At 33.3% G+C, this 17871-nt stretch carries 13 protein-coding genes; 8 read left to right on the forward strand and 5 right to left on the reverse strand.

Features of this window, described 5'->3' with window-relative positions; all coding sequences use genetic code 11:
* Positions 1-5 precede the first annotated feature (5 nt).
* Positions 6-650, forward strand: coding sequence for an OmpW/AlkL family protein (locus ABD941_RS14295; RefSeq protein WP_345274818.1), 645 nt, complete (start codon positions 6-8; stop codon positions 648-650).
* A gap of 87 nt (positions 651-737) precedes the next feature.
* On the opposite strand, the gene deoC is transcribed toward ABD941_RS14295, so the two are convergent.
* Together deoC and clpB are read right to left on the reverse strand one after the other, a co-directional pair.
* Positions 738-1484 (reverse strand): deoxyribose-phosphate aldolase, encoded by a 747-nt coding sequence (gene deoC, locus ABD941_RS14300; protein ID WP_345274819.1) that lies wholly within the window; start codon positions 1482-1484, stop codon positions 738-740.
* 577 nt (positions 1485-2061) lie between these two features.
* The gene (gene clpB / locus ABD941_RS14305) at positions 2062-4668 is read right to left on the reverse strand and encodes an ATP-dependent chaperone ClpB (RefSeq protein WP_345274820.1); all 2607 of its coding nucleotides are present in this window, start codon (positions 4666-4668) and stop codon (positions 2062-2064) included.
* 218 nt (positions 4669-4886) lie between these two features.
* Between clpB and ABD941_RS14310 the strand changes: the two genes are divergently transcribed.
* The 4 genes from ABD941_RS14310 (at position 4887) to ABD941_RS14325 (ending at position 8545) form a co-directional block, all read left to right on the forward strand.
* The gene (locus tag ABD941_RS14310; RefSeq protein WP_345274821.1) at positions 4887-5732 is read left to right on the forward strand and encodes a glycoside hydrolase family 16 protein; all 846 of its coding nucleotides are present in this window, start codon (positions 4887-4889) and stop codon (positions 5730-5732) included.
* Positions 5733-5795: 63 nt separating this feature from the next.
* Entirely contained in the window at positions 5796-6185 is a 390-nt protein-coding gene (gene ytxJ, locus ABD941_RS14315) for a bacillithiol system redox-active protein YtxJ (RefSeq protein WP_345274822.1), read from the forward strand.
* 67 nt (positions 6186-6252) lie between these two features.
* The gene (locus ABD941_RS14320) at positions 6253-7089 is read left to right on the forward strand and encodes a glycoside hydrolase family 16 protein (RefSeq protein ID WP_345274823.1); all 837 of its coding nucleotides are present in this window, start codon (positions 6253-6255) and stop codon (positions 7087-7089) included.
* Positions 7090-7096: 7 nt separating this feature from the next.
* Complete coding sequence (locus ABD941_RS14325) at positions 7097-8545, forward strand: MltF family protein (protein ID WP_345274824.1); 1449 nt, start codon at positions 7097-7099, stop codon at positions 8543-8545.
* Between the two features lie 61 nt (positions 8546-8606).
* On the opposite strand, the gene ABD941_RS14330 is transcribed toward ABD941_RS14325, so the two are convergent.
* A complete protein-coding gene (locus ABD941_RS14330; protein ID WP_345274825.1) occupies positions 8607-9788 on the reverse strand; it encodes a hypothetical protein in 1182 nt (393 codons plus the stop codon).
* A 98-nt stretch (positions 9789-9886) separates the two neighbouring features.
* Positions 9887-11170 carry a fumarylacetoacetase gene (gene fahA / locus ABD941_RS14335; protein WP_345274826.1) on the reverse strand — a complete coding sequence of 428 codons (1284 nt, stop codon included), beginning with the start codon at positions 11168-11170 and terminating at the stop codon, positions 9887-9889.
* A gap of 193 nt (positions 11171-11363) precedes the next feature.
* Here fahA and glyA point away from each other — a divergent pair, with 193 nt between their 5' ends.
* Complete coding sequence (glyA, locus tag ABD941_RS14340) at positions 11364-12635, forward strand: serine hydroxymethyltransferase (protein WP_345274827.1); 1272 nt, start codon at positions 11364-11366, stop codon at positions 12633-12635.
* A gap of 89 nt (positions 12636-12724) precedes the next feature.
* Here the strand turns inward: glyA and ABD941_RS14345 are convergent, their stop codons facing one another.
* Positions 12725-13843: a multiheme c-type cytochrome gene (locus ABD941_RS14345; RefSeq protein WP_345274828.1), complete on the reverse strand. Its 1119-nt coding sequence runs from the start codon at positions 13841-13843 to the stop codon at positions 12725-12727.
* Positions 13844-14155: 312 nt separating this feature from the next.
* Here ABD941_RS14345 and pyrG point away from each other — a divergent pair, with 312 nt between their 5' ends.
* Together pyrG and yidC are read left to right on the forward strand one after the other, a co-directional pair.
* The gene (gene pyrG / locus ABD941_RS14350; protein WP_345274829.1) at positions 14156-15790 is read left to right on the forward strand and encodes a CTP synthase; all 1635 of its coding nucleotides are present in this window, start codon (positions 14156-14158) and stop codon (positions 15788-15790) included.
* A gap of 82 nt (positions 15791-15872) precedes the next feature.
* Positions 15873-17759 carry a membrane protein insertase YidC gene (yidC, locus tag ABD941_RS14355; protein WP_345274830.1) on the forward strand — a complete coding sequence of 629 codons (1887 nt, stop codon included), beginning with the start codon at positions 15873-15875 and terminating at the stop codon, positions 17757-17759.
* Positions 17760-17871 lie beyond the last annotated feature (112 nt).

Here is a 17871-nt window from a genome sequence, read left to right on the forward strand (position 1 = left end):
CAATCATGAAAAAAACAATTATTACGGCTTTGTTATTATGTTTGGCATTTACAGGAATTAATGCTCAAGAACAGGAGCAAGAAACGTTTAGTAAGTGGCAAGTAAGATTAAGGGGGCTTGCAGTTGTACCAGATGAATCGGCTACAATTCAAGCTATTGGTGGTGACACACAAATATCTAATGCTTATGTACCAGAATTAGATTTCACTTATTTTTTCACTAAGAATATAGCGGCAGAATTAATTTTAGCAACGGCTAAACATGATGTAGAAGCTATTTCTACAGCAGCTGGTGATATTCCATTAGGGGATGTTTGGTTGTTACCTCCTACATTGACTGTGCAGTATCATTTTAATGGTGATATGGTTCATCCCTATGTAGGTGCAGGAGTAAATTATACTTTGTTTTATAATGAAGATAATGGGCCTGTTGCTGATGATGTAAGTTATGAGAATAGTCTCGGTTTTGCTTTTCAGCTTGGTTTCGATATCGATTTGGATGACACTTGGTTTATTAACCTAGATGCAAAGTACTTATTGTTAAATACAGATGTTACAGTTAATGCAACCTCTGCTCTTGGAGCAACGGTTGGGGCAGATGTAGATATAAACCCTTTTATTGCTGGTATTGGCTTTGGAATGCGGTTTTAAGTAAAGTATGTTTAATTAAAAAGCCCTACAAATCAATTGATTTGTAGGGCTTTTTAATTTTAATTACATGTATTTTTAATAATGAAGTTAAACTTCTTTTTCTTTAATAGTGTTGTTGGGCTTAGCGCTATCGGTTGTTTTCTGAATAGTTTCTATGTACTTTCTATATATTTTGGTATTTCTTATTTGATGCGCATGGGTTGAAGATTTTATAAGGGAAGAGGTTCCTATTCTATCTGCACCGGCATCAATATATTTTATAGCAGTTTCATAATCTCTTATACCGCCAGAGGCTTTTATTTTAGCATTATTTTTTATCGTTTTTTTAATGATTTTTACAGCAGTTAGCGTAGCGCCTCCTTTAGAAAAACCAGTTGAGGTTTTAATAAAATTGGCATTGGCATCTAAACAGATTTCGCAAGCTCTGATAATTTCGTTTTTATTTAATTCAGAAATTTCTAAAGTAACTTTTAAAGGCGTGTCTCCAATAGCAGATTTTACATCGCTAATATCTCTTAAAACCGATACATAGTTTCTGCTTTTAAGAAACCCGATATTTATTACCATATCAATTTCATCAGCACCATTTTCCAATGCTAGTTTAGCCTCATAAACCTTAGCTTTAGTGGCCATTGCTCCAAAAGGAAAACCGATTACAGAGCATACCTTCACATCTGTTTCAACTAACAGTTGTTTGGTCACAGCTACATACGAACTATTGACACAAACAGAATAAAAATTATTTTCTTTTGCATTATGACAAAGTTCTATAATTTCATGTTCAGTAGCAGATGGTTTTAAAAGGGCATAGTCTATGTAATTGGAAATATTCATTGTAATATGAAAGTGTTTTTAATAATCAGTATTTATGTGTGATAGTAAAACTGAAGTTTTAATATATATATTGTTTTGGGATAACAACGTAGCTAATTTATCAATTTTAATTCAGAAAGCTATACAAAAATTACAATTTTAGATGAACTACATTTATTATTAAATAATAACAACTTAGTTTGACAAAAAGTATATTGTTAAATTTATTTTCTATAGAATTAAGTTTTAGTTGATTTAATTGTTGTTTAAATCCTTTAGAAATCAATGGTTTAATTGGTTTTTACCATTTCATGAAATCACTTAAATATGTTTCCTTCTTTGTGATAATAAGTCAAATTGAATACTTCTATACCGTTTTATAGCTGTTAAATGAGTTTTGTTTTTCAATAGTATAGGCTGTTAAACTGTAAATTTATAGTCAATAATATACCAATCGGTATATTTTTAATATTTTGTTTTTTAATTAAAAGGAAAAGCAACAATCATTTCATTATTGAGATTCATGTTGCTTTTCAACTAACCAACCAACTAATAGACTATTTGTAAACACTTTTGTTACAAATGAAGCCTAGAAATTTTAAAACTCTTCGGTAACTAAATTGCTTTGGTTTCTAAAAACTAACTCATCATCAAAGGCATCTAATAAAATAATACTATCCGTAGTGACTTTACCTGCTAAAATTTCTTTACTTAAAGCATTTAAAACTTCTTTTTGAATAACACGTTTTACAGGTCTGGCACCATATTCTGGATTATAACCCTTTTCGGCTAAATAGGCTATGGCTTCTGGTGCTGCATCAAAAGTAATACCTTGTTCTGCTATCATTTTAGTAACACTTTTTAGCTGTAAGCCAACAATTTCTACAATATTTTCTTTACTTAATGGTGTAAACATAACCGTGTCATCAATTCTATTTAAAAACTCAGGACGAACCGTTTGCTTTAATAATGCCAGAACATCTACTTTTGCAGCTTCAATCGCTGAATCTATATCTTTTGTTGCTTCAAAACGATCATGAATAATATTACTTCCCATATTTGAGGTCATAATAATTATTGTGTTCTTGAAATCGGCTACACGTCCTTTGTTATCTGTTAAATGTCCTTCGTCTAAAACTTGTAACAGAATATTAAATGTATCTGGGTGTGCTTTTTCAATTTCATCTAAGAGTACTACAGAATATGGCTTTCTTCTAACCGCTTCTGTAAGTTGCCCACCTTCATCATAACCAACGTATCCTGGAGGAGCTCCAACTAATCTACTTACGGCATGACGTTCTTGATATTCACTCATATCAATTCTTGTCATGGCATTTTCATCATCAAATAAATATTCAGCTAAAGCTTTAGCAAGTTCTGTTTTTCCAACACCTGTAGTCCCTAAAAACAGGAAAGTGCCAATAGGTTTTTTCGGGTTTTGTAAACCTGCTCGACTTCTTCTCACAGCATCACTTACAGCTTCAATGGCTTCTTCTTGTCCAACTACGCGCTTATGTAGCTCGTTTTCTAATTTTAAAAGCTTTTCTCGTTCGCTTTGTATCATTTTGGTAACAGGAATCCCTGTCCATTTAGCTACGACTTCAGCAATATCATCATATGTTACCTCTTCTTTTATTAAAGATGTTTCAGACTGTTCTTGTAATTTCTTTTGAAAGGTTTCAAGCTTTTCTTGAGTTTCTTTAATTTTTCCATAACGTAACTCTGCAACTTTTCCATAATCGCCTTCGCGTTCTGCTTTTTCTGCTTCTAGTTTGTAGTTTTCAATATCTTGTTTTGTGTTTTGGATATTATCAACAACCTCTTTTTCAGACTTCCATTTGGCATTAATCTCATTGCGTTGGTCTTTTATATTTGCTAGATCAGAACGTAAAGATTTTAATTTACTTTCGTCTTTTTCTCTTTTAATAGCCTCAATTTCAATTTCTAACTGCATGATTTTACGATCTAAAACATCGAGTTCTTCTGGTTTAGAATTAATTTCCATACGCAGTTTAGACGCTGCTTCATCCATTAAATCGATAGCCTTATCTGGTAAAAAACGATTTGTAATATATCGTGTTGAAAGTTCCACAGCTCCAATAATAGCTTCGTCTTTTATACGTACTTTATGATGTGTTTCGTATTTTTCTTTAATACCTCTAAGGATAGAAATGGCACTCTCTGTATCAGGTTCATTTACCATTACTTTTTGAAAACGACGCTCCAAAGCTTTGTCTTTTTCAAAGTATTTTTGATATTCATCTAAAGTTGTTGCTCCAATAGCGCGTAATTCCCCGCGAGCCAACGCTGGTTTTAGGATGTTTGCGGCATCCATAGCGCCTTGACCACCACCAGCTCCAACAAGTGTGTGAATTTCGTCAATAAAGAGTACAATATCGCCATCGCTAGTTGTTACTTCTTTAATAACGGCTTTTAGGCGTTCTTCAAACTCACCTTTAAATTTAGCGCCAGCAATTAGTGCACCCATATCTAAAGCAAAAATTTGCTTGTCTTTTAAGTTTTCTGGAATATCGCCATCAATAATTCTGTGAGCTAAACCTTCTGCAATAGCGGTTTTACCTGTTCCAGGCTCTCCAACCAAAATGGGATTGTTTTTTGTTCTTCGTGATAGAATTTGAAGTATTCTTCGGATTTCTTCATCACGGCCAATAACAGGGTCTAATTTCCCGTCACTAGCTAACTGATTTAGATTTTTTGCATATTTATTTAGTGCATTGTAAGTTTCTTCTTGACTTTGCGAAGTTACGTTTTCGCCTTTTCGCAATTCATCAATAGCTGCTTTTAAGCCTTTTTCGGTAACACCTTGGTCTTTTAGCATCTGTGCTATTTTGCTTTTCGATTTAAAAACGGCTAAAATTAAATGTTCTATGGATACAAAATCATCTTTCATTTTTTTGGCAATAATAGAGGCTTCGTTAAGAGTTTTTCCAGCTTCACGAGATAGCATCAATTCGCTACCCGATACTTTTGAAAAGCTTTCTAATTGCTTATTTAATGCTTGTTCTAGTATTGAAACGTTTACGTTTAACTTTTTTAAAAGGAATGGTAGTACGTTTTCGTCAACCTCAAAAATGCCTTTAAAAATATGTTCATTTTCTATTTGTTGATGCGAAAATCCTTGAGCAAGTTGCTGTGCTTGCTGAATCGCTTCTTGTGATTTTATTGTATAATTATTGGGGTTCATATTGTTATGATTTTTATTTCTGTAGACTAAAAGTCAATAACCTTACCAAGTGATTTTATAGGACAAAATGTCTTTATATCCGATAGATAAAGCGACTTTTTGTCAGTAATCGCTTTCTTTTTATGAAAAACAGAAAGATGTTTGGCTGATGTATTGGTTGGTTTTTTTTTAAATCAATTTTAGTAATTTATATTTGAAAGAATTCAAAATCTTATGATATGCGCGGTACAGCTTTTTTAATGGTCTTATTTTTTCAATCCTTTTCTATTTTAAATGCTCAAGTTGTTGAAAGTAAAGCCCTGAAAGACGACAATAAGGTGTCTAAATTTAATAATTTGGTTTGGTTTGATGAATTTGATGATGCCGGCGTGATAGACAGTACAAAATGGTTTCACCAAACAAAGTTGATTTTTGGGAATAGTTGGGCTAATAATGAAGAACAGCATTATACAAACAGAAGTATAAATTCTTTTGCGGATCATGGTACATTGAAAATAAAAGCAATTAAAGAGAAACATACCGATCAAGGCCATGAAAAAGCATATACTTCGGCTAGGTTAAATTCTAAATTTGCATTTAAATATGGTCGGGTAGTGGTTCGTGCTAAATTGCCTTCGGCGACAGGTACATGGCCAGCTATTTGGTTATTAGGAAAAAATATTAAAGAACTTGGGGGCTATTGGTATAATGAGGGGTTTGGCAAAACAGTTTGGCCCTTGTGTGGTGAAATAGACATTATGGAGCCTAATGTTCCAAAAACAGAGACTTTGGCTACATGGCACTGGTATGATGGTGTTAAGTATCAAATGAATTCAAAAAGTGTGCCTTTATCAAATTTGGATGCTTCTCAGAATTTCCATGATTATATTCTAGAATGGGACTCAACATCAATGCGGATTTATTTAGATAACACCTTGGTTAATGAAATGCCTACGGTAAAGCCTTATAATCAAGAGTTTTATATCCTTTTGAATGTAGCAATGGGTGGTAATTTGGCTGCAGATATTGATTCCGGTTTTACCAATGATACTATGGAAATTGATTATGTAAGAGTCTATCAATAAGATTCTTTTGTCTTAAATGAAACGATATTTGTAAGCTTTAGTTAAAAATTCGACTTTTAGTCTATGGGATTAATAAATAAACTATTTGGTGGTTCGGCTGAACCAAAAGAAGAAAACATATTGCCTTGGATTCCTTTAAGCGAATTAGCGCAATTAGATACTGTAAATGAAAAATCGAATACAAAAACTCAGGTTGTTTTTAAGCATTCCACCCGTTGTGGTATTAGTAGAATGGTCATGAACCAATTTGTTGATGCTTATGAACTTACTGAAAATCATTTAGATTTATACTATTTAGATTTACTTAACTACCGCGACGTTTCAAACGAAGTAGGTTATAAGTTTCAAGTCATGCATGAATCCCCACAGCTTATAATAATTAAAAATGGAACAGTTGTGGCACATGCCAGTCATGGGCAAATTAATGCGATTGACCTCAATCGGTTTATATAGACTTTTTTTATTTTTTTTAGTATTAAGTAAATAGTATATTTAGAAGGTATTTTTTAATATTCTATATATGCGATCATCGTTATTAATATTCTTACTGCTATTTCTTTCTTTTTCAACTACACAATGTGCTAAATCTAAAGACAAATCAAACACTAAATTCGAAACATTAGTTTGGTATGATGAGTTTGATATACCCGGTGCTATAGATAGTACAAAATGGTTTCATCAAACACAATTGCCCGCAGGAGGTGATTGGTATGGAGGGTTAATAAATCATTATACGGATCGATTAGAAAACGCCTATGTTAAAGATGGTTTTTTAAACATTGTTGCCAAGAAAGAGGTGTTTAATGATCAGGGTGAAATCAAGGAATATACATCAGCCAGGTTAAATTCAAAATTCGCATTTACCTATGGTAGGGTTGAAGTTAAGGCAAAACTACCCAAAGGAATTGGAACTTGGCCAGCCATTTGGATGTTAAATAAAAATATCGATGAACCCGGTGCGTATTGGCAAAAACAAGGCTTTGGTACAACGTATTGGCCAGTTTGTGGTGAAATTGATATTTTAGAACATTGGGGTAAAAAGCAAAATGATATACAGAGTGCCGTTCATACAGCATCTAGTGCTGGAGATGATGTTGTGAATCTGGGTGGTAGACTTATAGAAAATGTTTCAAATCAATTTCATATCTATAGCCTTGAGTGGTATAAGGACCGAATGGTGTTTCGGGTTGATGATCTAGTTCATTATACGTATAAGCCAGACTCGATAGAAAATCCTGAAATATGGCCATTTAATTCAGATCAATACCTATTGCTTAATATTGCTATTGAACCGGATATCGACCCTTCTTTTATTGAAGACTCTATGGTTATAGAGTATATAAGGGTTTATCAATAACACTTTTATGAAAAAAAGAATGAGCTTACATAACCCTATAGGACTTGTTTATCTTGTTTTATTTTTTCTGTTTTTTTGTTGTGAAAAAGACCCAATAAAAAAGGAGGAAGTCATTGAAATTGATAAAAAATGGGATTTAGAACAAATTAAAGCTTCTGGTAAATTAAGAGCTTTAACTATTTATAGTGGTACAACTTACTATTTGTATAAAGGGCGTCCCATGGGGTATGAGTTTGAGCTACTGGAGCGGTTGGCTGAGTATTTAGAAGTAGATTTAGAAATGATTGTTGCAGATAATGTTGATGCGCTTTTTGAAAAACTAAATAATGGTGAAGGCGATATTGTGGCACATGGCTTAACCATTACTACAGACAGGAAAGAAGATGTTTCTTTTACTGACCATTTGTATTTAACTAAACAGGTTTTAGTCCAAAAAAAGCCAGATAATTGGAGAAGTATGCGTTGGGGAAAGTTAAAGAAAGCTTTAGTACACGATCCCATAGGTTTGTTAGGCGATACCATTTCTGTTAAAGATAAGCCGTTATATAAAGAGCGCATATATAATTTATCTGAAGAACTCGGAGGCATTATATATTTAGATATTCTTCCTGGTGAGTTGGCTACTGATGAAATTATAGAAAAAGTGGCTAATGAAGACATCAAGTATACCATTGCTGATAATAATATAGCAGGTATCATGTCAACCTATTACCCCGTTTTAGATGTTAAAGTGCCTGTTAGTTTTTCTCAACGTAAAGCTTGGGCCACAAGGCACGATTCTCAAAATTTACTAAAAGCTACAAATAATTGGTTAAAACAGATTAAAAGAAAAGTAGATTTTAATGTTATTTACAACAAGTATTTTAAAAACAAGAAATATTTTAGAAGACGCATAAAAAGTAATTTTTATAGCTTAAATAAACAACAGATAAGTCATTATGATGGTTTAATAAAAAAGCATTCAAAGACCATAAATTGGGATTGGAGACTTGTGGCTTCACAGGTTTACCAAGAGTCTAAATTTGACCCCAGAGTAAGTTCTTGGGCAAAAGCCTCGGGACTTATGCAATTAATGCCAAAAACAGCTGAAGAACTTGGGGTAACCAATAGATCGGACCCTGAACAAAGTATAAAAGGTGGTACTAAATATTTGAAACGTATATGGAAGAATTTTGAACATATTCCAGATTCTATTCAACGTATTAAGTTTACCATGGCATCCTATAATTGTGGTATGGGGCACGTTTTTGATGCACAACGATTAGCAGAAACAAGAGGTTTAAATAAAGATGTCTGGGATGATAATGTTGAAACCATAATTTTATTGTTAAGCGAGCCCAAGAATTATAATCACCCTGTTGTAAAATATGGTTATGTTCGTGGTTTAGAACCTTATAATTATGTAAAACAAATTTTTGAAAGGTATCAGCATTACACAAAGTTTATAACTAAATGATAATTAATTACGAAAAAATCTTATAAAAAATCTCTAAGAATTAAATTTGGAAGGTTCTTCTTTACTGCCTAATCGTATAAGAATTAATAATATCCTTTAACTGGAATTTTAAATCTTCGCCGGTATCGTAAACCATTTGCTCATTGCTTGGGAACGGAACACGTCGGTTATTGAGCAAATTTCTATCGTCTGCATTTAGTGCACGTTTATCGCCTCTAGATCGTGCAAAAGCATATTCAAATACAAACTCACTGTTAATAGGGAAAGCGTTCAAGGTTTGTTTTGAGAGTAAATCGACATAAACCACATCAGCAATCACTTGAGATGACTTGGTCTGAATTGTTTCTAATAATCGACATTTTACTCGAATAATTTTATCGATTTTAATGTATTTACCTAAACTGTCTTTTACAGCATTACCATCTTGGTCGAGTTTATATTCCCAACCATCTTTGATGTCTTTTTCTCTTAAATACTCACGTTCATTGATACGTTCAGGTGAAATATTTATCTGTTTTAAATTAAGCTGCATGGCATAATCATACTTTAGGTTTGCAACACGATTAGCGTGATACACGCTCCAAAATTTGTTGAGTCCGTAAGTATCAAAATTTAATAAATCGGCTTCTAAACGACTAGGAATAATTTGTTGCGTTTCATTATTAATAGAAACCAAGACATAGTCTGTACCACGTTGATGGGCTTCATCTAATAACTCACGTGTATTTTCGTAATTTGGGTTAATACGTTGCAAGTATTCAAGTGTATTATAAGCCTCCCTAATTATACGTTTGTCATCGGATTCTAAAAGGTCAATACCTTTTTCATACATATAATCAGATAAATTTTCTTTAGCTTCTAATATATCGTCACTATAATTATTAAAGTCAAAGGGTATGTTTTTACCATTAACTGATAAAGGTAAAATAGGTTTAATAGCTTCTTGACGTGCGTTTAAATCTAGATACAGTTCGTATATCTGTCGTAATGTTTCTGAGTTATTATCCTTTTTAAGATGCTCTATTGTGTTTAAATCACGTTCAACAACTTTGTAATAAGCATCTTGAAGCATTAAAACATAATCGTATTTGCGTTTTTTGTTTTTATTCGTTTTAAGCTTATTGAGTGCTGTTGTTATTGCTTGGTCATAATTACCAGAATGCACAGCCTTTTCAACTTGCTTTCTCGTATTACATGCCAATAAGGCTAAAAACAGAACTGTTAGGAGTAGTCCTTTTTTCATAGGTTAAAGGTTTTGGTTTATTGGGGTGCTATTTCAATAGTGATGCCAAAAGTAATCAAAACTTTTAAATATTTTTTAATGTATTGATATTCAGTATTTTATTTTTTAGAATAAACAGGCAGCAATTGAGTGGATACTTCCCCAAAACCAATACGGGTACCATCTTTTTCACAATAACCACGCATAATTACGGTATCGTGGTCATTTATAAATTTACGTTCTGTACCATCATTCATTTTAAGCGGTTTTTCACCTCTCCAAGTCAGTTCTAACATAGAGCCATAACTATCTTCAGTAGGACCAGAAATGGTGCCGCTTCCCATCATATCACCAGAATTTACTGGACAACCATTAACAGTATGGTGTGCTAATTGTTGTACCATATTCCAATACATATACTTGAAGTTAGAATTACTAACCACAGTTTCTTTAGCACCATTTGGTTGTATAGATACTTCTAAATTAATATCATAGCTCTTTTTCCCTTTGTATTGCAAGTAGTCTAATTGCTTTTTTAAGGGTTTGGGGCTTTCTACACGATACGGTTCTAAAGCATCTAGAGTTACAATCCATGGGGAAATTGAAGATGCAAAATTCTTTGCTAAAAAAGGCCCTAAAGGCACATATTCCCATTTTTGAATATCTCGGGCACTCCAATCGTTTAATAATACCAACCCGAATATATACTCTTCAGCTTCTGCAATAGGAATGGGTTCTCCTAAATCATTGGCATCAGTTGTAATAAAAGCCATTTCTAATTCAAAATCGATTAACTTACTAGGTCCAAAAATAGGTTTGGTAGCATTGCCAGGAAGTGTTTGACCTTGAGGTCTGTGAACTGGAATTCCTGAAGGAATAATAGACGAGCTTCTACCATGATACCCAACAGGTATATGTAACCAATTTGGTAAAAGTGCATTATCTGGATCTCGGAACATGGTACCTACATTGGTTGCGTGTTCTATACTGGAGTAAAAATCGGTATAATCACCAATTTGAACAGGCAATTGCATTTCAATTTCATCTAAACGAAATAAAACAATCTCTTTATGTTTTTTATTATCTTTTAAACTTGTGTTTTCAGCATCAAAAACCTGAGCAATTCTATTTCTAACAGCTCGCCAAGTTTGTCGCCCGTCAGCAATAAAATCATTTAAGGTATCTTGAAGAAAAATGTCATCAGTCAATGGAATCCCTTCAAAATAACCTAATTGATGTAGAGCCCCTAAATCTATGGCGGTATCACCAATGCGTGTACCTATGGTAATAATATCATCGCGAGTTAAAAAAACTCCAAAAGGAATGTTCTGAATTGGGAAGTCTGAATTTTTATCGACGTGTAACCACGATTTTCTGTCTGGATTGTTAGCGGATAATGGCATAGCTATTTTAAATTATTGAATTCTTATCAAACGTACACATTTTTTTTATTTTAATTGAAAAAATCAAATAAAATATGCGTTAATAGTAATCGTTAATAAACCGTTGAAAACTTAAAAGTAAATCTGCAAATTTTAATACTAATAACTAATCTATTTCATATTTTTGCACATTATTTAATTAGAAACCAATTTTATGCAACGCGACGAACAAATTTTTGAACTTATTCAAGCTGAAAAAGAACGCCAATTACACGGTATAGAACTTATTGCATCAGAGAATTTTGTAAGCCCACAAGTCATGGAAGCTGCAGGCTCTGTATTAACTAATAAATATGCTGAAGGGTATCCAGGAAAGCGTTATTATGGTGGTTGTGAAGTGGTTGATGAAGTTGAACAAATTGCCATTGATAGAGCCAAATCTTTATTTGGAGCCGCTTACGTAAACGTACAGCCACACTCGGGAAGCCAAGCCAACACAGCAGTATACCATGCATGTTTAAAACCAGGAGATAAGATTTTAGGTTTCGATTTGTCTCATGGCGGACATTTAACGCATGGATCACCAGTAAATTTTTCAGGGAAACTTTACAATCCTGTATTTTACGGTGTGGAACAGGAAACAGGTGTTTTAAACTATGATAAAATACAAGAAATTGCTACAAAGGAGCAACCAAAATTAATAATTGCAGGCGCATCTGCATATTCTCGTGATTTAGATTTTAAACGTTTTAGAGTTATTGCTGATAGCGTAGGTGCTATTTTAATGGCAGATATATCGCATCCAGCAGGATTAATTGCTAAAGGTATTTTAAATGATCCACTTCCTCATTGTCATATTGTAACAACTACAACGCATAAAACATTAAGAGGTCCAAGAGGTGGAATGATTATGATGGGGCAGGATTTTGAAAACCCTTTCGGGATTACACTTAAAAATGGAAACTTACGTAAAATGTCATCGTTATTAGATTCTGCAGTTTTTCCAGGAAATCAAGGTGGACCATTAGAGCATATTATTGCTGCTAAAGCTATTGCTTTTGGTGAAGCTTTAACGGATGATTTTTTACACTATCAATTGCAAGTCAAGCAAAATGCTGCGACTATGGCCGATGCTTTAGTTGAAAAAGGATATAATATTATTTCCAGTGGAACAGATAACCACTGTATGTTAATTGATTTGCGTAACAAAAATCTATCTGGTAAAGATGCAGAGAATGCTTTGGTGAAAGCAGATATTACAGTAAACAAAAACATGGTGCCTTTTGATGATAAATCACCATTTGTAACTTCAGGAATTCGTTTGGGGGTTGCTGCAATTACAACACGTGGTTTAAAAGAAGACGATATGGGTGCTATTGTTAATTTGATTGATGAAGTCATTACCAATTTTGAAAATGAAGCCATTCTTGAAACTGTAAAAACTAAAGTGAATACAATGATGAAGGATAAACCTTTATTTGTCTAGAGTAAAAGGTTGTAACAAGAACCTAAAACAAGATTAGGTTGACAAGAAAATCCTGCTTTATGCAGGATTTTTTGTTTTGCACATTTTAACTATTCATATACTTTTATAAGATGTGTTCTAACTTTTAAAGCCATAATAGAATCCCTTTCTTGACCATTAATTAGCAATTTAGAAGATGCTTGTACAGGCATATGGCATTTTATACAATCTAAATCCTGTAATGTTTCACGATGCGTTAATGTTTCCAAATCATGACAGCCAATACACTTTTGGTTAAACGTAGAAACAGCACCCCTTTCATTTTTATGCGCATTATGGCAAGTAGTACAATCCATTTGATCAGATTTTACAAAACATTGACTTTGGATTAATAATCCATATTGATTCCCGTGAACATCCAAATTTTGATTATTTGTAGTATGGTCTGACTTATGAAATAAGGTGTCACCAGCTTTAAAATTTAAAATACCCCGTTTTGTTTTTTCCGAAAGTCCCGAATGGCATAAGGCACAAGCATCTAATCGTTGTTGCCTTGTTAAGTTTTTAAACCCAATAATGGCATTGCCTTCAGATTTTAATCGATCCTGTCTGGCTAAGGCTACATGATTTCCAGCTGGGCCATGACATTTTTCGCAATCAATACCAAAAACAATATTCTTCTTTTTATACCTGTTATTCGTTTTGTCTATTAAATAGTTACCCAAAGGTTCCACGTAAGTTGTATGACAGCCCAAACATTTTGGTATGACTGGTCTAGGTTTGATTTTGTATAGAGGATATTGTGGGCTATTTACCCAGCTATCAGTAGGTGTGTAATAAGAAATTTGCTGTTGATAAAGTCTATTTTTGTCCCAAGTTAAATACGTCTGTCCTTTGGTTCCAGAACCAATAGTTATGTCAAATTTAGAACTACTGATTTTTTTATTGTCTTTTGAATGGTAAGCTTCTTGAAATGCTTCATTTTTATTTAAAACCATTTTATAAAAAACGGCATCATTTAGCTTAAAAGTGTTGGCGCCTTCTAAAAAACTTCCAAGTATGTTATTTTTACTGGATATTGAAGAGGACTTAAAATGGGCCGTTTCCAAATGGGTTTTTACAATATCCAAATGGCATTCAATACAAGTGTCATGGCCAACATATTTTTCTCCTAAAGAATTAACAGCTATAGGTTGAATGGGAATATAATCCAACTTATTTTTATTCAATTTAATTATAGCATAGGCCGTTATAGCGAGAATTAAAATAATCACTAATACCTTTCCAGTTCTATTAAAAATTTTATTATACAATATATAATATCAATAAACCCAGTGAATTTTTATTTCTAGCAACAAAAGGTAGTATGCCTTAGTTAGCTAGCAAGGATTCCAAAGGTAGAAGAAACTTTTTGCAAAATCAAGTTAATTAAATCTATTTAATTGGTGTTTTGTTGTTTATAACTACCTCTCAAATAACTAAAAACATTTCGCTAATAACTATTTTAATTTTGTAAATTTGCCTGCGTTTATAAGCGCAACATGACAACTACAGCAAAATACATTTTCGTAACCGGTGGGGTTACATCATCCTTAGGAAAAGGCATTATAGCAGCATCTCTAGCTAAACTTTTACAAGCACAAGGTTACCGAGTTACAATTCAAAAATTAGATCCATATATAAATGTCGATCCAGGAACTTTAAACCCTTACGAACATGGCGAGTGTTATGTTACCGAAGATGGTGCCGAAACCGATTTAGATTTAGGGCACTATGAGCGATTTTTAAACCGACCAACAAGTCAGGCCAATAACGTAACCACAGGACGTATTTACCAAAGTGTGATTCAAAAAGAACGCCGTGGCGAATTTTTAGGAAAAACAGTTCAAGTAGTTCCTCATATTACCAATGAGATTAAAGAACGTATTCAGATTTTAGGAAAATCTGGTGATTATGATATCGTGATTACTGAAATTGGCGGAACGGTTGGTGATATAGAATCCTTACCATATATAGAAGCTGTGCGTCAATTACGCTGGGATTTAGGTGAAGATAACGGTATTGTTATTCACTTAACTTTAGTGCCTTATTTATCTGCTGCGGGCGAATTAAAAACAAAACCCACACAACATAGTGTAAAAACACTCATGGAAAGTGGGGTACAAGCCGATGTTTTAGTTTGTAGAACAGAGTACGATTTGCCAAAAGATTTGCGCCGAAAATTAGCATTATTCTGTAATGTTAAAGAAGATGCAGTAATTCAATCCATAGACGCATCTACAATTTATGATGTCCCTAACTTAATGTTAGATGAAGGTTTAGATAAGGTGGTTTTAGAAAAGTTAAACTTAAAAAACACAAAACCAGATATAGACTTATGGAATAAATTTGTTCACCGTCATAAAAACCCAAAAACAGAAATCACCATTGGTTTAATTGGTAAATATGTAGAATTACAAGATTCCTATAAATCTATATTGGAAGCTTTTATTCATGCTGGTGCAGAAAATGAAGTAAAAGTTAATGTTGAGTCGGTACATTCAGAATATATAAATAGCGATAACGCCAAATTAAAATTAGGACATTTAGATGGTGTTTTGGTAGCACCAGGTTTTGGAGAACGTGGTATTGATGGTAAGATTGATGCTGTTAAGTACGTCCGAGAAAACAATGTGCCTTTTTTAGGAATATGTTTAGGTATGCAAATGGCTGTTATTGAGTTTTCTAGACATGTATTGGGGATTTCTGATGCAGATTCAACCGAAATGAAACCAGATACCAAGAACCCTGTAATTGATTTAATGGAAGACCAAAAAACTATTACAGAAAAAGGTGGTACCATGCGTTTAGGAGCTTGGGCATGCGATTTAAAAATAGGAAGTAAAGTTCGGGATATTTATAAAGCAGAAAATATTACCGAGCGCCACAGACATCGTTACGAATTTAATAGCAAATATAAATCACAAATTGAGGCTGCAGGTATGAAAGCGACAGGCTTAAATCCAGAAACAGGATTAGTAGAAATTGTTGAAATACCTGAACACCCTTGGTTTGTTGGCGTACAATATCACCCAGAATATAAAAGTACAGTAGCAAATCCGCACCCATTGTTTGTGGCATTTGTAAAAGCTGCGTTTACATATAAGAAAAAAAAGAAAAGTGCCACTATGGCATAAAATAAATTGTGGATAGCTTATTGATAAGCTATTGTCATTCCAGCGTATGCTGGAATCTTTTTAACCGATACGGAAAGAATACATGGAAGAAAAAAAATTAGATATTAATTCGATTATAGGCTTTATACTTATATTCGGAATATTAGCATACATGCTTTGGCAAAACCAACCAACGGCAGAAGAAATTGAAGCTCAAGAAAAAGCAAAGCAAGAGCAGGTTGAAGCTGAGAATAAAGCCAAATCAGAAAAAGAAACATTGGTAACCACTGCTAACGATTATGTGGTTGGCTCAGGTGCAGATTCTCTTGAAGTTGTTCAGTTAAAAAACAAATTAGGAGCTTTTGCGTATTCAGCATTACAATCATCTGATGAAGAAACTATTGTTGAAACCGATTTATTGGCGCTTAAGTTTAGTAATAAAGGAGGATACCTTTCTGAAGTAAGGTTGAAAGAGTTTGTTGATTTTGATTCTATCCCTATCTATTTAATTAAGGATAACAATGCGTCTTTTAATATCAATTTTGGAACTAACGATAGTCGAATTTTAAATACTAAAGATTTACCATTCATCCCTACAGTTATACAAAATGGAGATGTTACAGTGGTGTCCATGAAACTTAAGGTTTCAGAAAGGCAGTTTCTAGAATACCGCTATGAGCTGAAAAAAGATGATTATATGATAGACTTTGCTGTCCGTTCTCAAGGATTAAGCAATGTTATTAATAGTTCACAAGCTATTAATTTAGATTGGAAATTGAAAGGGTATCGTCATGCTAAAAGTATTTCTTATGAAAATAGATACACTGATATTCATTACGATTATGAAGACGGAAAAGCAGATTACACTAGAGAAGGAGAAGATGATATAAAAGATGTGGCCTGGGTTGGATATAAACAACACTTCTTTTCTTCTGTACTATTAACAGATAAGCGTTTTAAAAACGTAAAAGTAAAAACTGAAAATTTAGTTGATGATGAAGTTGTAGATACTGTTTACATCAAAAGTTTTGCAACAACCATTCCTTTAGAATTACAAGGTGGGGAAATAAATCAAACCATGGATTGGTATTATGGCCCAAGTGATTTTAAGGTTTTAAATAAGTACGATAGAAACCTTGATGAATTGGTGCCTTTTGGCTGGGGTCTGTTCGGGTGGATTAACCGTTATATATTTATGCCTTTATTTGGCTTTTTAGGTGGTTTTATGCCCTATGGTATTGCAATTGTAGTCATGACTATTTTGGTAAAAATCCTATTGTCATTTGTACAATACAAACAGTTTTTGTCTCAAGCCAAGATGAAAATTTTAAAGCCAGAACTTGATGCCATAAGAGAAAAGCATAAGGATAATAAAATGAAGGCACAACAAGAAACCATGGCTTTGCAAAGTAAGGCTGGAGCCAGTCCAATGGCGGGTTGTTTGCCAGCATTAATTCAGCTACCTGTGTTTTATGCCTTGTTTCAGTTTTTTCCATCTGCGTTCGATTTAAGACAAAAATCATTTCTTTGGGCTGATGATTTATCATCTTATGATGTTATAGCAAACTTGCCGTTTAATATACCTTTTTATGGTAACCACGTGAGTTTGTTCCCGATATTAGCATCAGTTGCTATTTTCTTTTACATGCGATTGACTACGGGACAGAACATGGCATCGCAACCGCAACAAGAAGGTATGCCAGATATGGCAAAAATGATGAAGTACATGATGTATTTCTCACCAATAATGATGTTGTTTTTCTTTAATAACTATGCATCAGGTTTGAGTTTGTATTATTTTATTTCAAATTTAATTAGTATTGGAATTATATTAGTTATTAAGAACTATATTCTAGACGAAGATAAAATTCATGCCCAAATTCAAGAGAAGAAAAAGAAACCTAAAAAACAAGGGCGTTTCCAAAAGAAAATGGCAGAAATGATGGAGCAGGCAGAAAAACAAAAGCAAGCCCAGAAAAAAAGAAAATAATTTATCAATCTAAACTTGTTTTAAGTTCAGGTTATAAACTTATAAAGCTGCTAATTTGTTTTGGCAGCTTTTTTGTTATAAGAAATTAAAAATATAATCGTTTGTTATGTAT

Source organism: Flaviramulus aquimarinus (assembly GCF_039543205.1).
GTDB lineage: Bacteria > Bacteroidota > Bacteroidia > Flavobacteriales > Flavobacteriaceae > Flaviramulus_B > Flaviramulus_B aquimarinus.

Excerpts from the sequence above, each read along its gene's own strand:
- ABD941_RS14325 (WP_345274824.1), top strand. The coding sequence starts at position 7,097 with ATGAAAAAAAGAATGAGCTTACATAACCCTATAGGACTTGTTTATCTT.
- deoC (WP_345274819.1), bottom strand. The coding sequence starts at position 1,484 with ATGAATATTTCCAATTACATAGACTATGCCCTTTTAAAACCATCTGCT.
- ABD941_RS14330 (WP_345274825.1), bottom strand. The coding sequence starts at position 9,788 with ATGAAAAAAGGACTACTCCTAACAGTTCTGTTTTTAGCCTTATTGGCA.
- ABD941_RS14320 (WP_345274823.1), top strand. The coding sequence starts at position 6,253 with ATGCGATCATCGTTATTAATATTCTTACTGCTATTTCTTTCTTTTTCA.
- ABD941_RS14310 (WP_345274821.1), top strand. The coding sequence starts at position 4,887 with ATGCGCGGTACAGCTTTTTTAATGGTCTTATTTTTTCAATCCTTTTCT.
- ABD941_RS14295 (WP_345274818.1), top strand. The coding sequence starts at position 6 with ATGAAAAAAACAATTATTACGGCTTTGTTATTATGTTTGGCATTTACA.
- fahA (WP_345274826.1), bottom strand. The coding sequence starts at position 11,170 with ATGCCATTATCCGCTAACAATCCAGACAGAAAATCGTGGTTACACGTC.
- yidC (WP_345274830.1), top strand. The coding sequence starts at position 15,873 with ATGGAAGAAAAAAAATTAGATATTAATTCGATTATAGGCTTTATACTT.
- glyA (WP_345274827.1), top strand. The coding sequence starts at position 11,364 with ATGCAACGCGACGAACAAATTTTTGAACTTATTCAAGCTGAAAAAGAA.
- pyrG (WP_345274829.1), top strand. The coding sequence starts at position 14,156 with ATGACAACTACAGCAAAATACATTTTCGTAACCGGTGGGGTTACATCA.
- clpB (WP_345274820.1), bottom strand. The coding sequence starts at position 4,668 with ATGAACCCCAATAATTATACAATAAAATCACAAGAAGCGATTCAGCAA.
- ytxJ (WP_345274822.1), top strand. The coding sequence starts at position 5,796 with ATGGGATTAATAAATAAACTATTTGGTGGTTCGGCTGAACCAAAAGAA.